This window comes from Streptomyces sp. NBC_00158 (assembly GCF_045160885.1).
Lineage (GTDB): Bacteria > Actinomycetota > Actinomycetes > Streptomycetales > Streptomycetaceae > Streptomyces.
On sequence record NZ_CP108161.1, the window covers coordinates 4,474,938 to 4,491,472 of the forward strand.

Annotated in this window: 11 protein-coding genes; 5 read left to right on the top strand and 6 right to left on the bottom strand. The window is 74.1% G+C overall.

The window, feature by feature from the left end; genetic code table 11:
• Window positions 1–215: 215 nt before the first annotated feature.
• The 3 genes from OG553_RS20675 to OG553_RS20685 form a co-directional block, all read right to left on the bottom strand.
• Window positions 216–1,952 carry an LCP family protein gene (locus tag OG553_RS20675; RefSeq protein ID WP_405980410.1) on the bottom strand — a complete coding sequence of 579 codons (1,737 nt, stop codon included), beginning with the start codon at window positions 1,950–1,952 and terminating at the stop codon, window positions 216–218.
• A 223-nt stretch (window positions 1,953–2,175) separates the two neighbouring features.
• Window positions 2,176–3,468: an LCP family protein gene (locus OG553_RS20680; RefSeq protein WP_405980411.1), complete on the bottom strand. Its 1,293-nt coding sequence runs from the start codon at window positions 3,466–3,468 to the stop codon at window positions 2,176–2,178.
• 231 nt (window positions 3,469–3,699) lie between these two features.
• On the bottom strand, window positions 3,700–4,449 hold the full coding sequence (locus tag OG553_RS20685; RefSeq protein WP_405980412.1) for a TIGR03089 family protein: 750 nt from the start codon (window positions 4,447–4,449) through the stop codon (window positions 3,700–3,702).
• Between the two features lie 140 nt (window positions 4,450–4,589).
• On the opposite strand from OG553_RS20685, the gene OG553_RS20690 reads away from it, so the two are divergent.
• Together OG553_RS20690 and OG553_RS20695 are read left to right on the top strand one after the other, a co-directional pair.
• A complete protein-coding gene (locus tag OG553_RS20690) occupies window positions 4,590–6,035 on the top strand; it encodes a peptidoglycan recognition protein (protein WP_405980413.1) in 1,446 nt (481 codons plus the stop codon).
• 387 nt (window positions 6,036–6,422) lie between these two features.
• Window positions 6,423–7,442 carry a DNA-3-methyladenine glycosylase family protein gene (locus OG553_RS20695; RefSeq protein WP_405980414.1) on the top strand — a complete coding sequence of 340 codons (1,020 nt, stop codon included), beginning with the start codon at window positions 6,423–6,425 and terminating at the stop codon, window positions 7,440–7,442.
• Between the two features lie 5 nt (window positions 7,443–7,447).
• Here OG553_RS20695 and OG553_RS20700 read toward each other — a convergent pair whose 3' ends face one another.
• The 3 genes from OG553_RS20700 to OG553_RS20710 are packed head-to-tail and all read right to left on the bottom strand — an operon-like array spanning window position 7,448 to window position 10,294.
• Window positions 7,448–8,746: a coenzyme F420-0:L-glutamate ligase gene (locus OG553_RS20700; RefSeq protein ID WP_405980415.1), complete on the bottom strand. Its 1,299-nt coding sequence runs from the start codon at window positions 8,744–8,746 to the stop codon at window positions 7,448–7,450.
• On the bottom strand, window positions 8,743–9,702 hold the full coding sequence (gene cofD, locus OG553_RS20705; RefSeq protein WP_405980416.1) for a 2-phospho-L-lactate transferase: 960 nt from the start codon (window positions 9,700–9,702) through the stop codon (window positions 8,743–8,745). Before cofD ends, OG553_RS20700 begins: the two co-directional genes overlap by 4 nt.
• Before the next feature lie 13 nt (window positions 9,703–9,715).
• On the bottom strand, window positions 9,716–10,294 hold the full coding sequence (locus OG553_RS20710; RefSeq protein WP_405980417.1) for a cysteine dioxygenase: 579 nt from the start codon (window positions 10,292–10,294) through the stop codon (window positions 9,716–9,718).
• A gap of 644 nt (window positions 10,295–10,938) precedes the next feature.
• Here OG553_RS20710 and OG553_RS20715 point away from each other — a divergent pair.
• The 3 genes from OG553_RS20715 to OG553_RS20725 all read left to right on the top strand — a co-directional run bounded on the left by OG553_RS20715 (window position 10,939) and on the right by OG553_RS20725 (window position 16,525).
• Complete coding sequence (locus OG553_RS20715) at window positions 10,939–11,202, top strand: WhiB family transcriptional regulator (protein WP_003983763.1); 264 nt, start codon at window positions 10,939–10,941, stop codon at window positions 11,200–11,202.
• A gap of 263 nt (window positions 11,203–11,465) precedes the next feature.
• The gene (locus OG553_RS20720) at window positions 11,466–15,038 is read left to right on the top strand and encodes a glycosyltransferase (RefSeq protein WP_405980418.1); all 3,573 of its coding nucleotides are present in this window, start codon (window positions 11,466–11,468) and stop codon (window positions 15,036–15,038) included.
• Entirely contained in the window at window positions 15,035–16,525 is a 1,491-nt protein-coding gene (locus tag OG553_RS20725) for a DUF5719 family protein (protein WP_405980419.1), read from the top strand. Before OG553_RS20720 ends, OG553_RS20725 begins: the two co-directional genes overlap by 4 nt.
• Window positions 16,526–16,535 lie beyond the last annotated feature (10 nt).

Genomic DNA, 16,535 nt, shown 5'->3' on the forward strand with positions numbered 1-16,535 from the left:
GGATATGCCGTCGGCGGCCTGGTCGGGCGCCCCCTCCCCCCGCACGCTGCTGTGCTTCACACGTCCCCCCTCAAGATCACTACTGGTCGGTATCGTGCCGGGCCTACCGGCTACCGCCCGTCATGCGCCGGTCGGTCGAAAAGATCGGTGGTACTGGTGCTCGTGGTGGTGCGTGCCGTGCCGTAACAGCCGTCCGCCCCCGTGGCGCGGACCGCTCACTTCGCGCAGACCGCCTTGTCCGCCTCGACCCGCTGGAGCCCCTCGGGCGCCTGCTGCGGCGTCTCCGCCGCGCCGAGCGGCTTCCCCGGCTCCTTGAAGTCGGAGCCCAGCGTCAGCTTCATCGGCGTCCTCGGACCCGCGTCCACGGAACCCATTTTCAGGGCCGCACCGGACAGCCCCATCATGTCCGCCAGCGCACGCGCCTGATCGGCCTGGTTCGGGGCGAACTCCAGCTGGGTGGCCCCCAGCCGGCCGGAGGCGTTGCCGTGGTTGCTGGCCTTCAGTACGCCCTTGGCGTTCTGCAGCCAGGTCAGGGTAGTGGAGGCCGATCCGGGCGGCCCGCCGCCGTTGTACACGTCCACCCGGACGTCGCCCGCGGGCGCGCGGCCGCCCTGGAGCATCGCGTCCTGCCGGCTCTTGGCGTCGGCGTCGGCCGCCTCCTTCGCCGCCGCCTCCTTCTTCTCGACCTCGGTGAGCGAGACGTCCCCGCGGATCATCCGGAGCAGCTCCTCGGCGGGCGCCGCGTTGAGGACCACGGTCGACTTGCGGTTCGCCGGCTCGTTCGGGTTGTCGATCACCGGGAGCGTCGTGAAGGTGACGTTCTTGAGGTTCATGTCCTTCAACTCACCGGCGAGATCGGTGAGCTTGGCGATCGACCCCAGCCCCTGGTCCACCGTCAGCGACTTGGTGGCCGCCTCCGCCAGCGACACGAACTTCTTCGGACTGGTCAGCGTCTCCTTGGACTTCATCTCCCGCATCATCGAACCCAGGAACTGCTGCTGGGTCTTGATCCGGTCCAGGTCGCTCTCGTTGCCGAACGCGTGCCGCGTCCGTACGAAGGCCAGCGCCTGCTCGCCCTGGAGGCGGTGCTCGCCCGCCTTCAGGTTCAGCTTGGAATCGCGGTCGTTGACGTCCTTCTCCACGCAGACGGGCACCCCGCCCACCGCCGCGCTCAGGTTCTTCACCGCGTTGAAGTCGACCATCATGAAGTTGTCGACCTCGATGCCGGTCAGCTGCTTGACCGTGCGCATCGTGCAGCCCGGGTCACGCCCCTCCTGGCCCAGGCTGTTGTTGAAGCGGGTGCCCTTCGTACCGGCGATGTCCTTCACCGAACCGTTCGGCTGCTTCGTCGGGCACGCCGGGATGTCGGTGATCAGGTCGCGCGGGATCGACAGCGCCGTCGCGTTGCTGCGGTCCTTCGACACGTGGAACAGGATCGTGGTGTCGGCGTGGCCGACGCTCTCCGCGTCCCCGTACCCCTCGTTGCCCTTGCCGCTGCGCTTGTCGGTGCCGATCACCAGGATGTTGATCGGCTGGTCCTTCTTGAACCCGTTGCCCACGCCACCGGTGTCGATGACCTTGAGGTTGCCGTTCAGGTGCTCGTAGTACAGGTACGAGCCCAGCCCGCCGCCGACCAGCAGCAGCGCCAGCGTCCCGCCCGTCGCCACCAGGACCTTGCGGCGCCGGGGCGGACCGCCGCCCTTGCGGGGACGCCCGCCGCGCCGCCCGCCGGACGGGCCTTCGCCGCGGCGGGGCTTGGGTACGGCCGGGGAGGGAGCGGTCGGCGCGGAGGGAGCGGCGGCGCTCCTGCGGGATCTGCGGGGTGCGGCGACGGTGGGCTGCTGCGCAGCGGAATGACCCAGTCGCAGTTCGTAGTTGCCGGTGCGGGGATTGAGCACCCACTGGTCTGCGGGGTCGATCTCGTCCGCCCGCCCACGGCTTTGCGCATCCACGGTTGCTCGAATCCTCCGTCGGTGCTTCGCGACGCGCCTCCCCCCAGGCACGCGGTCAACGATCCGGCTGCTGGTGCACGGCCTCTTTCACGGCCGGTGCACCGGATCGCTCACCTTATCCGGCCAGGTCAGCGCCAAACCATGCTGGTGACAAAATCCACTCTCTCTATAACGGGCCAAAGCGCCCATCGGGCTCGGCCGGACCCCGGGCTTTTGGATTGCTTTACCGGCAGTCGGCCGCAGCCGCCGTGGTTCCCGTGAAAGTCGGCACCGGAGCGGCCGGTACCGGGCTTCCGCTTCGCACCGGCGACGGCTCCCCGGAGGCCGCCGCCGAGCCGGTCGCCGTGGCAGGTCCGGCACCCTCCCGGGCCGGTTCCGAGGACCGCGTACCGGGCTCCGGAACGGGCACCGGATCCGGTTCCGCCCGGACCCGCGGATCGGGCTCCGGAGAGGTGATCGTCAACGGCAGGTCCATGCGCAACTGCCGGAACAGCCGGGCCGCGTCCGGCTCCACGAGCTCGTCCCGGTTGGGGTCCGCCGCGTACGGGCGACGCGGCACGGTCAGGAACTTGACCTGGTCGGTCGGTATGTCCCGTACGCCCCGTACGAGTTCATACAGGCCCCGCAGTGACGCCAGCCCCGGATCCGTGGTCACCGAAGAGGTCGCCGCGTCCAGCAGCGGATACAGCCGCGCCGGGTTCAGCAGCACCCCGTTGCTCTTGACCTTCTCCACCAGTGAACCCAGGAACTGCTGCTGGCGCTCCATCCGTTCGGTGTCACTGCCGTCACCCAGCCCGTACCGCGCCCGGACGAACCCGAGCGCCTGCTCGCCCCGGAGCAGCTGCCGCCCCGCCGGCAGCCTGAGGTGCGCCTCCTCGTCCACCACCGGCCGCCGCAGGCACACCTCCACCCCGCCGACCGCGTCCACCATCTTCTTGAACCCGCCGAAGTCCACCACCATGTGGTGGTCGATGCGGATCCCGGTCATCCGTTCGACCGTACGGATCGTGCAGGCGGCCCCGCCCCACTGGAAGGCCCAGTTGAACTGCGCGAACCGCTCCACCGTCCGGGTGCCGTCCGGCTTCAGGCAGCTCGGGACCTCCGTCATCAGGTCCCGCGGTATCGACACCGCCGTGGCGCTCCCGCGGTCCGCCGGCAGGTGCAGCAGGATCGTGGTGTCCGAGCGCTGGGTGCCCTCGTCCTGCCCGTAGCGCGAGTTGGCCGTGCCCGACCGGGAGTCCGAGCCGATCAGCAGGATGTTCTGGGCGCCGGCCCCGAAGTGCGCCGGACGCTCGCGCTCGTAGCGCCGCAGCTCGGCCGCGGCCGACGTGTCCTCCGTGATGTTCCCGTCGAGCTTCGCGTACACCCACCAGCCGGCCGCGGCCCCCGCCAGCACCAGCAGGACGAGCCCCAGCCCGATCCAGCGCAGCAGCCGCCGTCGCCGGCGCCCGCGCGGAGGCGTCCCACTGCCTCCGGCCACGCCGGAGCCGAACGGTATGCCCGCGCTGCCCGTCACTCGCGCTCCGTCCCCTCACCCTCGTCGGCGACCGGCCGTACGGGTGAGCACGGCCTGGAGCCGATCCTGCCCCCGGGTGACGTCGGTGGCCCGGGGGCAGGGGTCGGGCAAGGGCCATACGGGTGACAAATCGCGGCGGAGCCGCCCTGCGGGCCCGGGCGGGTGCGGGGCGGGCCTTCGGCGGGTGCGGGGCAGGTCCCGGGCGGGTGAGGTCAGGCCCTGAGGGTGCGGTCAGACCCTGAGGGTGACGCGCTCGCTCTCGACGCGCTGCTCCAGCGCCTCCGGCGACAGCGCGTCCAGGTTCCGGCACAGCACCACGGAGCCGCCCGTGGCCAGCGCCCCGTACAGCCCCGCCGACAGCCCCTCCCAGCTGTCGTAGCCGAGGCCCGACAGCACCCGGGCGCCCTCGCCCGCGCCCCGGCCGGCCGCGTCGGCGCGCGCCCGCCCGACGACGTCCGCGTACGAGAACTCCTCGCCGCCCACCACCAGACCCGGGCCGTCGGCGTCGACGGGCGCGAACGGCGCGAACCGGTCACCCTGGCCGGGTACCTCCACCGCGTAGTCCGCGAACCCGGCCGGCGGCTGCGGGAACCGCCCGCCCAGCGGACGCAGCGCGAGCGCGACCCGCTCCCCGGAGCAGGCCCGCGCCTCCTCCAGGGTGTCGGGCCCGCTCACCACCAGGTCGGCACCGGCGGGATCCCCGCCCACCTCGGCCACCACCCCGACCGAGGCGCAGGCGAGCAGCCACACGGCGCTCTGCCAGTGGGCCGGGAGCAGCAGCGCCAGCCGGTCGCCCGGCTCGGCGCCCAGGTCGCCCTGGAGCAGATTGGCGGTCTTGGCCACCCAATTGGCGAAGGTGGCGACGGACAATTCGACGCGCTCGCCCGTGGCGTCGTCGTAGAAGGTCACGAGAGGGCGGCCCGGATCGGCGGCGAGCGCGGATCGCAGCAGGTCGGCAGGGGTGCGGTCAGTGGCGTTCACCCGGCCCAGCGTACGCGGGCCCGTCCCCCGTACGGGGGGTGACGGCTCGCCCGTACGGGGGTGGGCGGCCGCACTGATCGTCGGACGGATCGTCAGTTCTCCGATGGCGCTTCGTGGTGGCTGTGCCCAGCATCGCTTCCATGCGCGGATTCCTTGCTTCCTCCATCGGCGTCGCGACGGCTGCCGCACTGGCCCTGCCGCTCGCGCTATCCACTCCCGCCCAGGCCGAGTCGATCCCGGCGGACCCCGCCGGCTCCACCCAGTCGCTGCCGCTCGGCCCCCTGGCGCCCTCGGGCGCCCGCATCCCCGGCGTGCCCGGCATGAGCGCCGCCCCCGACCCGGACGCGACCCGGGGCCTGGCGGCGCGCGAGGTCAAGACGTTCTCGCTGGTCGGCGTCGTCTGGGACGACGTGAGCACCCCGCTCGTCGGCCGCGTCCAGGTCCGCACCCGCGCGGTCGGCACGCGGCAGTGGTCGAACTGGCAGGACCTCGACACCCACAACGGCGAACACGCCGCCGACCCCGACGCGACCGAACGCGGCACCGGCCGCGTCCGCGGCAGCACCGCCCCGCTCTGGGTCGGCGCCTCCGACGCCGTGGAGGTCCGCGTCGAGGCCGAGGCCGGCACCACCCGGTCGGCGCCGGCCTCCCGGCTGCCGTCGGGCATGCGGATCGAACTCGTCGACCCCGGCACGGCGGCGCCCGTGGCCGTCCTGGACGGCAAGAACGGCACCGGCGCCGCCACGACCCGCCCGGCACAGCGCCCCGCGGACGACTCCGACGACACGGGCGACTCGGACGACGGCAAGGGCGACACCGCCCTGCAGACAGGCATGACCATGGAGGTGGCGGAAGCCTCCTCCGCCAACCTCCCGCACGCCCGGCTCGGCGCCCTGGAGATCCCGGCGCTGAACAAGGCCGACTCCACCGCCGACGCCGTCTTCGCGAGCGACGGCGAACTCACGGCGGCCGCCGCGCCGTACATCGGCCCCCGCCCGAAGATCGTCACCCGGCGCGGCTGGGGCGCGGACGAGTCCCTGCGCGAGACGGGCTTCGTCTACACCAGCACCGTCAAGGCCGCCTTCGTCCACCACACCGCCTCCGGCAACAACTACGCCTGCAAGGACGCCCCGGCGGTGATCCGGAGCCTGTACCGGTACCACGTGGTCAGCAGCGGCTGGCGGGACTTCGGCTACAACTTCGCCGTCGACAAGTGCGGCACGGTCTACGAGGGACGGGCGGGCGGCGTCGCCAAGCCGGTGCTCGGCGCGCACACCATGGGGTTCAACGCCGACAGCATGGGCATCGCGGTGATCGGCACCTACACCTCCGCCGCCCCGCCGGCCCCCGCGGTGGACGCCGTGGCCCGCCTCACGGCCTGGAAGCTGGGCCTCTTCGGGGCCGACCCGAGGGCGAAGACCACCCTCAAGTCGGGCGGCGGCAACCGCTACCCGAAGGGCAGCAACGTCAAGCTGAACGTCATCTCGGGCCACCGCGACGGCTTCGCCACCGAATGCCCGGGCCGCCTCCTCTACAACCAGCTCCCGCCGACGAGGACAAGCTCGGCGAAGCTCCAGGGGCGGTAGCCGGGGCTCGCCATCACCCCCTCAAGGCGGTGGGGGCGGGTCGGCGGCTGCCCACCCGCCCCCCGTCTGCGGGTGGGTGCGTACGTCGGGTCGTGGCGGCCGGTTTCAACGGCGCCGCCGGATCGGGGGCGGGGCGGCGTCGACCCCGGCCGGGCCGCGGTGGCAGCGGTCGCGGTCCCGCGGCGCGGGGGCCCGCTGGTTCGCCGGTGGACGGCCGGCTCCGGGCGCGGGGCGGTGGGGGTGGGGAGCGGTGCACCCCCGGGCGTTCTCAGGGAAGCCCCCAACCTTCTCTGAGACCGTCCGAGGGAGCACCGCTCCCCACCCCACCGGCCGGGGGAGATGGCGGGCCCGCGCCGTGAGGCCACCCCGCCGGGCTACGCTCGACGCATGGCCGGCCGGTTCACCCCCTCCACCCCCACCACCCCCACCACCCGGACCACCGTGCGCGGTGGGCACACCGTCGTGCCCGACGGGCGGGGCGGGGCCCTCGTGGGGCAGGGCGGGAAGGGGCGGACCTGGGACCCCGGCACCCCGGTGGACCTCGGGCTGGTGCTCGGGCCGCTGCGGCGCGGGCCCGGGGATCCGACGTTCCGGACCACCCCCGACGGTTCCGTCTGGCGGGCCACCCGTACCCCCGGGGGCCCCGCCACGCTGCGCGTCCGCGCGACGTCCGGCGGGGTGGACGCCGAGGCGTGGGGGCCCGGGCGGGACTGGCTGCTGGACAACCTGCCCACGCTGCTCGGAGCCGCCGACGATCCGGCCGTCTTCGTACCCCGGCACCGGCTGGTGCACGCCAGTCACCGCCGCCGTCCGGGGTTGCGGCTGACCCGGACCGGGCTGGTGCTGGAGTCGCTGATCCCGACGGTCCTGGAACAGAAGGTCACCGCCGACGAGGCGTACCGGGCCTGGCGCCGTCTGGTCCGCCAGTACGGCGAGCCCGCGCCCGGACCCCTGGCGGGGGAGCTGTACGTGATGCCCGCCGCCCGGGACTGGGCGCTGATCCCCTCCTGGGACTGGCACCGGGCCGGGGTGGACATGAAGCGTTCGTCGACCATCGTGCGCGCCGCCCGGGTGGCCGCCCGGCTGGAGGAGGCGGCCGGGATGGAGCTCGGGCCGGCCGCCGCACGGCTGGAGGCGGTGCCCGGCATCGGCCCGTGGACCTCGGCGGAGACCCTCCAGCGCAGCAACGGCGCGCCCGACGCGGTGACCACCGGCGACCTGCACCTGCCCGGGATCATCGGCTTCGCCCTCGCGGGTGAGCGGGACGCGGACGACGCCCGGATGCTGGAGCTGCTGGCCCCGTACGAGGGGCAGCGCCACCGCGCGGCCCGGCTCGTGCTGCTGGCGGGGCGCACCCCGCCCCGCCGCACGCCCCGGATGCCGCGCGGCGACATCGGCAGGCTGTAGAGGGCCTACCGCACCTCGATGAACGCCTCCGGCGTCCGGGCCGGCCGGTCGGCGGCGGGGGCCGCCGGGCGGCCGACCGCAATGGCGCCCATCGGGTCCCACTCCTCCGGCAGCGCGAGCACCTTGCGCACCACGTCCCGGCAGAACATCGTCGAGGACACCCACGCCGAGCCGAGCCGCTCGCCGGCCAGGGCGACCAGGAAGTTCTGCACGCCCGCGCCCATGGCGACGACGAACATCTCCCGTTCGGCGGCGTCCCGCCGGGCGTGCCCGTAGTCGTGCGCCCCGTCCGTGACCATGCAGGGGACGACCAGGTACGGGGCGTTGCGCAGGACGTCGCCGCGCCGGACCCGTTTGGCGATGGACTCCTCGGACTTGCCGTCGCGCCGCAGGTCGGAGATCCAGGCGTCCCGCATCGCGTCGAGCAGTTCGAGGCGGGCGGCGGCGGACTCCAGCAGGACGAACCGCCACGGGGTGGTGTGGTGCGGCGCGGGGGCGGTGACGGCGGCGGCGACGGCGCGGCGTACGGCGCCGGGGTCGACGGGGTCGTCGGTGAAGGCGCGTACGGTGCGGCGCTGGGTGACGGCTTCCCGTACGGCTTCGGAGGTGCCGAGGCGGAACATGTCGTCGGCGGGGGCGCGGACCAGGTCGGCGGCGGTGGAGCCGTCGCCGAGTACGTGTCCGAGTCCGCGTACGACGGCGACGGGCAGCCCGGCGGCCTTGCCCTTGACGAGGTCGCCCGCGGCGGCGAGCTCGTCGGCGGTGGCCACTATGGTCGCGCTGAGCGGGTTGCCGTGGGCGTCGGTGCCGCCGCGCAGGTCGTCGAGTACGCGTACCCCGGCGGAGCCGATGGCGACGTCGGTCAGTCCGGAGCGCCAGGGCCGGCCGAAGGTGTCGGTGACGATGACGCCGACGTCGACGCCGAGCGCGGTCCGCAGTCCGGCGCGGATGGCCGCGGCGGAGGCGTCGGGGTCCTCGGGGAGCAGCAGTACGGTGCCGGGTTCGGTGTTGGAGGCGTCGACGCCGGCGGCCGCCATGACCAGTCCCCGCCGGTTCTCGGTGATCCGCAGGGTGCCGCGGCGTGCGACGACGCGTACGGTCTCGGCGTCTATGGCGTCCTCGCGGGAGTCGGCGCGGACGATGCGCCCCTCGGCCTTGGAGACGATCTTCGAGGTGACGAGGAGGACGTCCCCGTCGCGCAGGTCCGGTTCCGCGTCGGTGATGAGGCGGGCCAGGTCGTCGCCGGGCCGGACCTCCGGGATGCCGGGGACGGCCCGCACCTCGTAGGAGGGGACGACGGTCACCGGGCGGCCTCCGCGAGTTCGAGCGCGGCGCGGGCCATGGCGGCGGTGGCGTCGGTGTCGGTCATCATCAGCGGGACGGCCCGGCAGGGGATGCCGGCGGCTTCGACCTCGGTGACGGCGTCGGCGTCGGAGGTGTCGACGAGCCAGCCGTCGAGGAGGCCGGAGCCGTAGTGCCGGGCGACGGCGGCGGCGGTGGATTCGACGCCGACGGCGGCGAGGACCTTGTCGGCCATGCCCCGTACGGGTGCTCCTCCGACGATGGGGGAGAGGCCGACGACGGGTGCCGGGGCGGCGGCGAGGGCTTCGCGGATGCCGGGTACGGCCAGGATGGTGCCGATGGAGACGACGGGGTTGGACGGCGGGAAGAGGATGACGTCGGCGCCGGCGATGGCGTCGAGGACGCCGGGGGCGGGCTTGGCCTGTTCGGCGCCGACGGGGACGACTGCTTCGGCGTCGAGGGAGGCGCGGAGCTTGACCCAGTACTCCTGGAAGTGGACGACGCGGCGTTCGCCGGTCTCCGGGTCGGTGATCGCGACGTGGGTCTCGACGCGGTCGTCGGACATGGGGAGCAGGCGGACGCCGGGCTGCCAGCGGTCGCAGAGGGCTTCGGTGACGGCGCTGAGCGGGTAGCCGGCGCCGATCATCTGGGTGCGGACGATGTGGGTGGCGAAGTCGCGGTCGCCGAGGCCGAACCAGGAGGGTCCGACCCCGTACGCCGCGAGTTCTTCCTTGAGGGTGAAGGACTCGTCGGTGCGGCCCCAGCCCTGGTCCTCGTTGATGCCACCGCCGAGGGTGTACATCACCGTGTCCAGATCGGGGCACACCTTCAGCCCGAACAGGTGAATGTCGTCACCGGTGTTGCCGATGACCGTGATGTCCGCGTCGGGGACGGCGGACTTGAGTCCGCGGAGGAAACGGGCGCCGCCGATGCCGCCGGCCAGAACAACAATGCGCATACCCCGCAGTTTGTCAGGCGGGTACGTGTTCCTCGTGGGCCGGGGAGCAGCTGTGCATCGGCATCTCGGTCAGGCCGGGGAAGTAGACGTGCAGGCTGACGGCTCCGTCGAGGGTGTCGTTGACGACCTCGTGGGCGTAGCCGGGGGCGAAGACGCGCTGGGAGCCGGCGCGGTGGCTGAGCCGGCCGCGGGCGGTGTGCTCGGTGAGTTCGCCGTCGAGGACGGTGAGGATGCCGGAGGAGGCGCCGTGGTCGTGGAGGCCGCTGCCCTGGCCGGGGACCCAGCTGAGCAGCCAGACCTCGTAGCCGGGGCCGGTGCGCAGGCGGTGGTACCAGCGGGTGGTGGCGTCGTACTGGACGAGGTGTTCCCAGCTGCCGCGGTCCTCGGCGATGGAGCGGGCGAGGCCGGCGAACTCGGCGACGGTGACGGGGTGTTCGCGGGCGGGCTGGAGGAGGTGCTGGACGGCGAGGATGTCGCCGGCGATCTGCAGGTCGCTCTCGACGGCGGCGGCGGGGGCCGGGGCGGCGACGGCGGGGGCGGCGGCCGGGGTGGTCGCGGTGTGGACGGAGGAGGCTGCGGAGGCGCTGTTCATCGTGGGGGTGTCCTCGACGGGTGTCAGTCGTGCGGGGCGGTTGCTGTGGGGGAGTGGCCGGAGCTCGGCGGAGCCAGGGGCTCCGGGGGCATCAACAGCTGCAACAGCAACAGCGAACCTGGGCAGCGCACAGGAACCCACGAATGGGGGTCCGGGTGGCGGCTGCGGGCGCTGACATGAGGACAAGGAGACCGGGCGGAGGGCCGGACTGTCAACCCAATGTCCGTTTTGAGGGAAAACTTTCACCTCATCCGGTTACTGTGCGCGGAGAAAGGTTTGTGCACTCACGGTCAGGGGATGTGCCGCTCCGACTCAACGGGAACCGAGATCAAACCCGTCGGCGTCACTCGTGATCGGAATGTGATCTGGGCTGCATCTTCGGCCGAATCGCAACCCCTCCTCAGGGTGACGCGTCGACCTCGAACGAGGGCGGCAGCCGCGGACAGCCTGTGGCTTGTGTCACGATTTTTGGCGATATGAACACTTTCTGTATACGCTTGGTTCCGCAGAGTGAATAAGGGCCCCAATAGCAGATCCCGGCTTGACTGCACAGGAGCCACACACTTGTAATTTCACTCGTGTCGTTACTCGGCGATCAGTAACGGCAACATCACGGGGACGCACAGACAGAGCGAGGGGCGCACATGACCGAGCTGTTTCAGGAACTGCTGGTCGAAGAGGCGGACGAGGAGCTCGGTTGGCAGGAGCGCGCACTGTGCGCGCAGACCGACCCCGAATCCTTCTTTCCCGAGAAGGGCGGCTCCACCCGCGAAGCCAAGAAGGTCTGCCTCGCCTGCGAGGTCCGTTCCGAATGCCTCGAGTACGCCCTCGCCAACGACGAGCGATTCGGCATCTGGGGCGGTCTGTCCGAGCGCGAGCGGCGTCGGCTGAAAAAGGCCGCGGTCTGAGAACGGCGGCGGCCGGCGGAAGCCGGCGGTCCGAAACGGTCCCGGAGCACGGCAAGACGTACCGAGAAGAGCACGGAAACAACGACAGACTGAGCAAACGGTCCGCCTCCCGCACCTTCCCCGCAGGAGGCGGACCGTCGCGTTCCGGACCTTCTTCCGACGCGGCGTACCCTCCCCTCCCCAGCCGTTAGTGTGGGGCGCTGTCCAGCAGCCTCCGAGGGCACAACACCCCCGGATCCCCAGGCCGGAGGGCCCGTACCGCGATGTCCCCGCACAGCAGCTCGCCGGCCTCCCAGCAGGCGGCCGCCACCCCCGAGTTCCCCCGGCACGTCGTCACCGCGGTCCTCGTCGCGCACGACGGAGCCCGCTGGCTGCCCGAGACCCTCGCAGGACTCCTCGCCCAGGAACGCCCCGCGCAGAACCACGTCGCCGCCGACACCGGCAGCGCCGACGACTGCGCCCGCCTCCTCGCCGAAGCCCTCGGCGACGACCGCGTCCTGCACCTCGCCCGCCGCACCGGCTTCGGCGCCGCCGTCGACGAAGCCGCCCGCGCCGCGGGCACCCCCACCCCAGAGGAACTCCCCTACCTCAAGCGCCCCAGCGGCTGGGACCCCGTCAGCCGCACCTGGCGCGACGACGCCTACGACCTCCCCGACCTGCCCCACGGCGAACCCGTCCAGTGGCTCTGGCTGCTCCACGACGACAGCGCACCCGAACCCGACGCCCTCACCGAACTCCTGCGCGTCGCCGACGGCAACCCCGACGCCGCCGTCATCGGACCCAAACTCCGCGGCTGGTACGACCGCAGGCAACTCCTCGAAGCCGGCGTCACCATCGCCCGCAGCGGCCGCCGCTGGACCGGCCTCGACCGCCGCGAACAGGACCAGGGCCAGCACGACCAGGTCCGCCCCGTCCTCTCCGTCTCCACCGCCGGCATGCTCGTACGCCGCGACGTGTACGACGCCCTCGGCGGCTTCGACCGCCGCCTGCCCCTGATGCGCGACGACGTCGACCTCTGCTGGCGCGCCCACAGCGCCGGCCACACCGTCCTCGTCGCCCCCGACGCCGTCCTGCGGCACGCCGAAGCCGCCGCCCGCGAACGCCGCACCGTCGACTGCGCCGGCCGCTCCGCCGTCGGCCCCCACCGCGTCGACAAGGCCGGCGCCGTCCACACCATGCTGGCCAACACCTCCGGCCGCGCCCTCCCCTACGTACTCCTGCGCCTGGTCCTCGGCACCCTCCTGCGCACCCTCGGCTACCTCGTCGGCAAGGCCCCCGGCCAGGCCGTCGACGAACTCACCGGACTCCTCGCCACCCTGCTGCGCCCCGGCCGCGTCCTCACCGCCCGCAAGGCCCGCCGCCGCCCCGCCGTCGCCGCAGCCGAACTCCGCCCCCTCTTCCCGCCGCCCGGAGCCACCCTGCGCGCGGGCGCCGAACAGCTCGCCGCCCACCTCGGCTCCGGACGCGACAGCGACCCCGCCCCCGCCGGCCGGCACGGCGGATCCCTCGACCCCGGCCCCGGCGGCGACGCCGACTACCTCGACCCCGGCCGCCCCGGCCGGCTCAAGCGGATCGCCCGCAACCCCTCACCGGCCCTCTTCGCCGGCCTCCTCCTCGTCTCCCTCGTCGCCTGCCGCGCCCTCATCGGCGGCGGCAGCCTCATGGGCGGCGCCCTGCTCCCCGCCCCCTCCGGCGCGGGCGGCCTCTGGCACACCTACACCGGCTACTGGCAGCCCGTCGGCACCGGCACCACCGCCGGCGCACCCCCCTACCTCGCGGTCCTGGCCGGCCTGTCCGCCCTCTTCCTCGGCTCCACCCAGGCCGCCCTGACCCTGCTCCTCGTCTGCTCGGTCCCGCTCGCCGGCCTCACCGCCTACTTCGCCTCCCGGCCCCTGGTCACCTCCCGCCTGCTGCGCGCCTGGGCCGCCGTCGGCTACGCCTTCCTCCCCGCCGTCACCGGCGCCGTCGCCGGCGGCCGCCTCGGCACCGCCGTCCTCGCCGTGCTCCTGCCGCTCATCGCCCGCTCCGCCGTCACCGCCCACGGCCTCACCGGCGCCGAACCGGGCAGCGGCCGCCGCGCGGTGTGGACGTACGCCCTCCTCCTCACCCTGGCCACCGCCTTCACCCCCGTCGTGTGGCCCCTCGCCGCCGTCCTCGGCACCGCCGCGCTCATCGCCCGCCGCGACCACCGCAAGACGTACGCCGCCCGCCTGCTCCTCACCCTCGCCGTACCCCTGGCCGTCCTCGCGCCCTGGTCCCTCGGCCTCCTCACCCAGCCCGCCCGCATCCTGCGCGAGGCCGGACTGCCCCACGGCACCGGCTCCGCCACCCCCCTCGGCCTCCTCACCGCAGACCCCGGCGGGCCCGGCACCACCGGCCGGCTCCTCCTCGCCGGCATCCTCCTCGCCGCCCTCGCCGCCCTGCTCCGCGCCGACCGGCGGTTCGCCGTCGGCGCCGCCTGGACCGCCGCCCTCGCCGGACTGTTCCTCGCCGTCCTGCTGGGCCGCACCGGCTGGGCCGGCCCCGGCACCCTCCTCTACGGGCTCGGGCTGCTCGCCGCCGCGGCGCTCGGCGCGGACGGCGCCAAGTACCGCGTCGCCGCCCGCAGCTTCGGCTGGCGCCAGCCCCTCGCCGCCCTGACCGCCCTCGCCGCCGCGGCCGGCCCGCTGCTCCTCGCCGCCGCCTGGGCGGCCGCCGGCGCCGACGGCCCCCTCAAGAGGCGCGACCCCGTCCAGGTCCCGGCCGTGGTAGCCGAACGCTCCAACGACACCAACCGCACCCGCACCCTGGTCCTCGGCGGAGACTCGCCCGCCACCGTCTCCTACGCCCTGGTCCGCGGCTCCGGTGCCCGCCTCGGCGACGGCGAACTGCTCGCCGCGGCAGGCTCCCAGCCACGCCTCGCCAAAGCCGTCTCCAGCCTGGTCTCCGGCTCCGGGGCCGACCAGTCCGAGCAGCTCAGCGGCTTCGCCGTGCGCTACGTGATGATCCCGCCCGGCGGCTCCGCCGCCATGCGCCGCATGCTCGACGGCACCCCCGGCCTCAAACAGCGCCACCAGAACGACGGCACCGCCCTGTGGGAGGTCGAACGGCTGACCTCCCGCGTCGCGATCGTCCCCGCCCGCCAGGGCCAGACCGCCACCCTCACCGTCGAAGCCGGACCCGTCGAGGTCCACACCGACCTCCCGGCCGGCCCCGAAGGCCGCACCCTGCGCATCGCCGACCGGGCCGACGCCGGCTGGCGGGCCACCCTCGACGGCGAGCCCCTCACCCCCCGGACGGTCGACGGCTGGGCGCAGGGCTTCGCCCTGCCCACCGACGCCGGCCACCTGGACCTGGTCCACCAGGACTCCTTCCCCCGCACCGCCTGGCACTGGACGCAGGGCTCCCTCGCCCTGCTGCTGCTCGTGATGGCCCTGCCCGGCCGCCGCGCCCGCCTCGACGACGACCTGCCCGAGGAGACCGCGCCCGCCCCCGGCGACGGCTCCGGCGAGCCCGGCCAGGGACGCCGCCGCCGGACCGGCCCGGCCGCCGCGCCCGACCCGGAGCCGGTGCCCGCCGAGGCCGTCGTCGACCCGTACGCGCAGATCCCCGCGCAACAGGTCTACGGCGAGGAGTCGTACGCCTACCAGGACGCCTACCCGCAGGACGCCTACCCGTACGGGGCGCAGCAGCCGCAGCGGCCGGACCCGTCCCACGACGCGTACGCCCAGTACCCCCACCCCGGCGCGCAGCCGCACGTCCCGCAGCAACAGCAGCCCCACCCCCACGAGTACGAGCAGCAGTACGACGCCTACGGACAGCACCACCCGCGTCCGGACGGGAGCCACCAGCAGTGAAGCAGCGCGCCCCCCTGACGCTCGCGGCCGTGACGGCGGTACTGGCCGCCGCCACCGGGCTGGCCTTCCTCACCGCCCCCGCCGCCACCCCGGCCGGCGCCGCCGCCGGGCGGCCGGCCGCCCGGATGCCGGTGGAGCGGTCCGTGCTGGTGTGCCCCGCGCCCAGTTCCTCCGACATCGCCGAGACCACGTACACCTCCCTCACCCCCGGCAAGGGCGGCGGCGGGGGCACGGCCCGGCTGGCCGACAAGGACGGCAAGGCGGTCCTGGAGCCCAAGGAGCCCGGCAAGCCCGTCGCGGCCACCGCCTCCGGAGCGGAGGCACCGGCGCTGACGGGTGCCGCCGAGGGCGCCCTGGCCCCCGGATGGACCGCCCAGCAGACCACGAAGGTGTCCGTCGGCCACGCGCGCGGCCTGCTCGGCCTCGCCTGCACCGCGCCCGGCACCGACTTCTGGTTCCCCGGCGTCGGCACCGCCAAGGGCCGCCAGGACTACGTCCACCTCACCAACCCCGACGACACCGTCGCCGAGGTGGCCGTCAAGCTCCACGGCCCCGACGGGCTCCTCAAGGACAAGCCGGGCAACCCCGACCCCGTCTACGAGGTCGCCCCCCGGTCCACCACCAAGGTGCCGCTGTCCCAGCTGGCCCCCGACAGCCAGCTCGCGGACGCCACCGCGCACGTCACGGCGCGCTCCGGGCGGGTCGGCGCCTCCGTCCACGTCGACGAGGACGGCACCGGCACCGACTGGCTCCCCGCCTCCGCGGGCCCGGCGGACACCCTGGTCCTGCCCGGCATCCCGGCCGACGCCACCTCCGTACGTCTGGTCGCCTTCGCCCCCGGCGAGGACGACGCCGACCTCACGGTGAAGCTGTCCGGCCCCACCGGCCCCATCAGCCCGGCCGGCAAGGAGCGCCTCCACCTCAAGGGCGGCATGACCGCGGGTCTGGACCTGGGCGACGTGACCCGGGGCGAGGCGGGTTCCCTGCTGCTGGCCCCCGCCGATCCGAAGAAGGCAGTGCCGGTCGTCGCCGCCCTGCGCGTGGTCCGGGGCACCGCCGCCAAGCAGGAAGTGGCCTTCATCCCGGCGAGCGCCCCCGTCGGCGAGCGGGCCACCGTCGCCGACAACCGGGCCGACGACAAGGGGGCCGACAAGGCCACCGTCCTCACCCTCACCGCCTCCGGCGCCGACGCGAAGGTCCGCGTCACCGCCTCACCGGGCACCGAGGGCGGGCAGCCCGCCGCCACGGAGATCACCCTCAAGGCGGGCACCACCCGCGCCGTGAGCCCGCCGCCCGCCCCCTCCGGCGGGAAGGGCCCCTACGCCCTGACCGTCGAGACCCTGTCCGGCGGCCCCGTCCACGCGGCCCGCACCCTGACCCTGCCGCACGACGGGATCCCGATGTTCACCGTCCAGGCCTTCGCCGACGACCGCTCCACCGTCTCGGTCCCCAGGGCCGTGGAGGACCCCTCGATCCTGCTGCGCTGAGAAGGGGCGT

Bases quoted from the DNA above. Each gene is read 5' to 3' on its own strand.
- OG553_RS20695 (WP_405980414.1), top strand. From the start codon at position 6,423: ATGGCCGGCCGGTTCACCCCCTCCACCCCCACCACCCCCACCACCCGG.
- OG553_RS20710 (WP_405980417.1), bottom strand. From the start codon at position 10,294: ATGAACAGCGCCTCCGCAGCCTCCTCCGTCCACACCGCGACCACCCCG.
- OG553_RS20715 (WP_003983763.1), top strand. From the start codon at position 10,939: ATGACCGAGCTGTTTCAGGAACTGCTGGTCGAAGAGGCGGACGAGGAG.
- cofD (WP_405980416.1), bottom strand. From the start codon at position 9,702: ATGCGCATTGTTGTTCTGGCCGGCGGCATCGGCGGCGCCCGTTTCCTC.
- OG553_RS20690 (WP_405980413.1), top strand. From the start codon at position 4,590: ATGCGCGGATTCCTTGCTTCCTCCATCGGCGTCGCGACGGCTGCCGCA.
- OG553_RS20720 (WP_405980418.1), top strand. From the start codon at position 11,466: ATGTCCCCGCACAGCAGCTCGCCGGCCTCCCAGCAGGCGGCCGCCACC.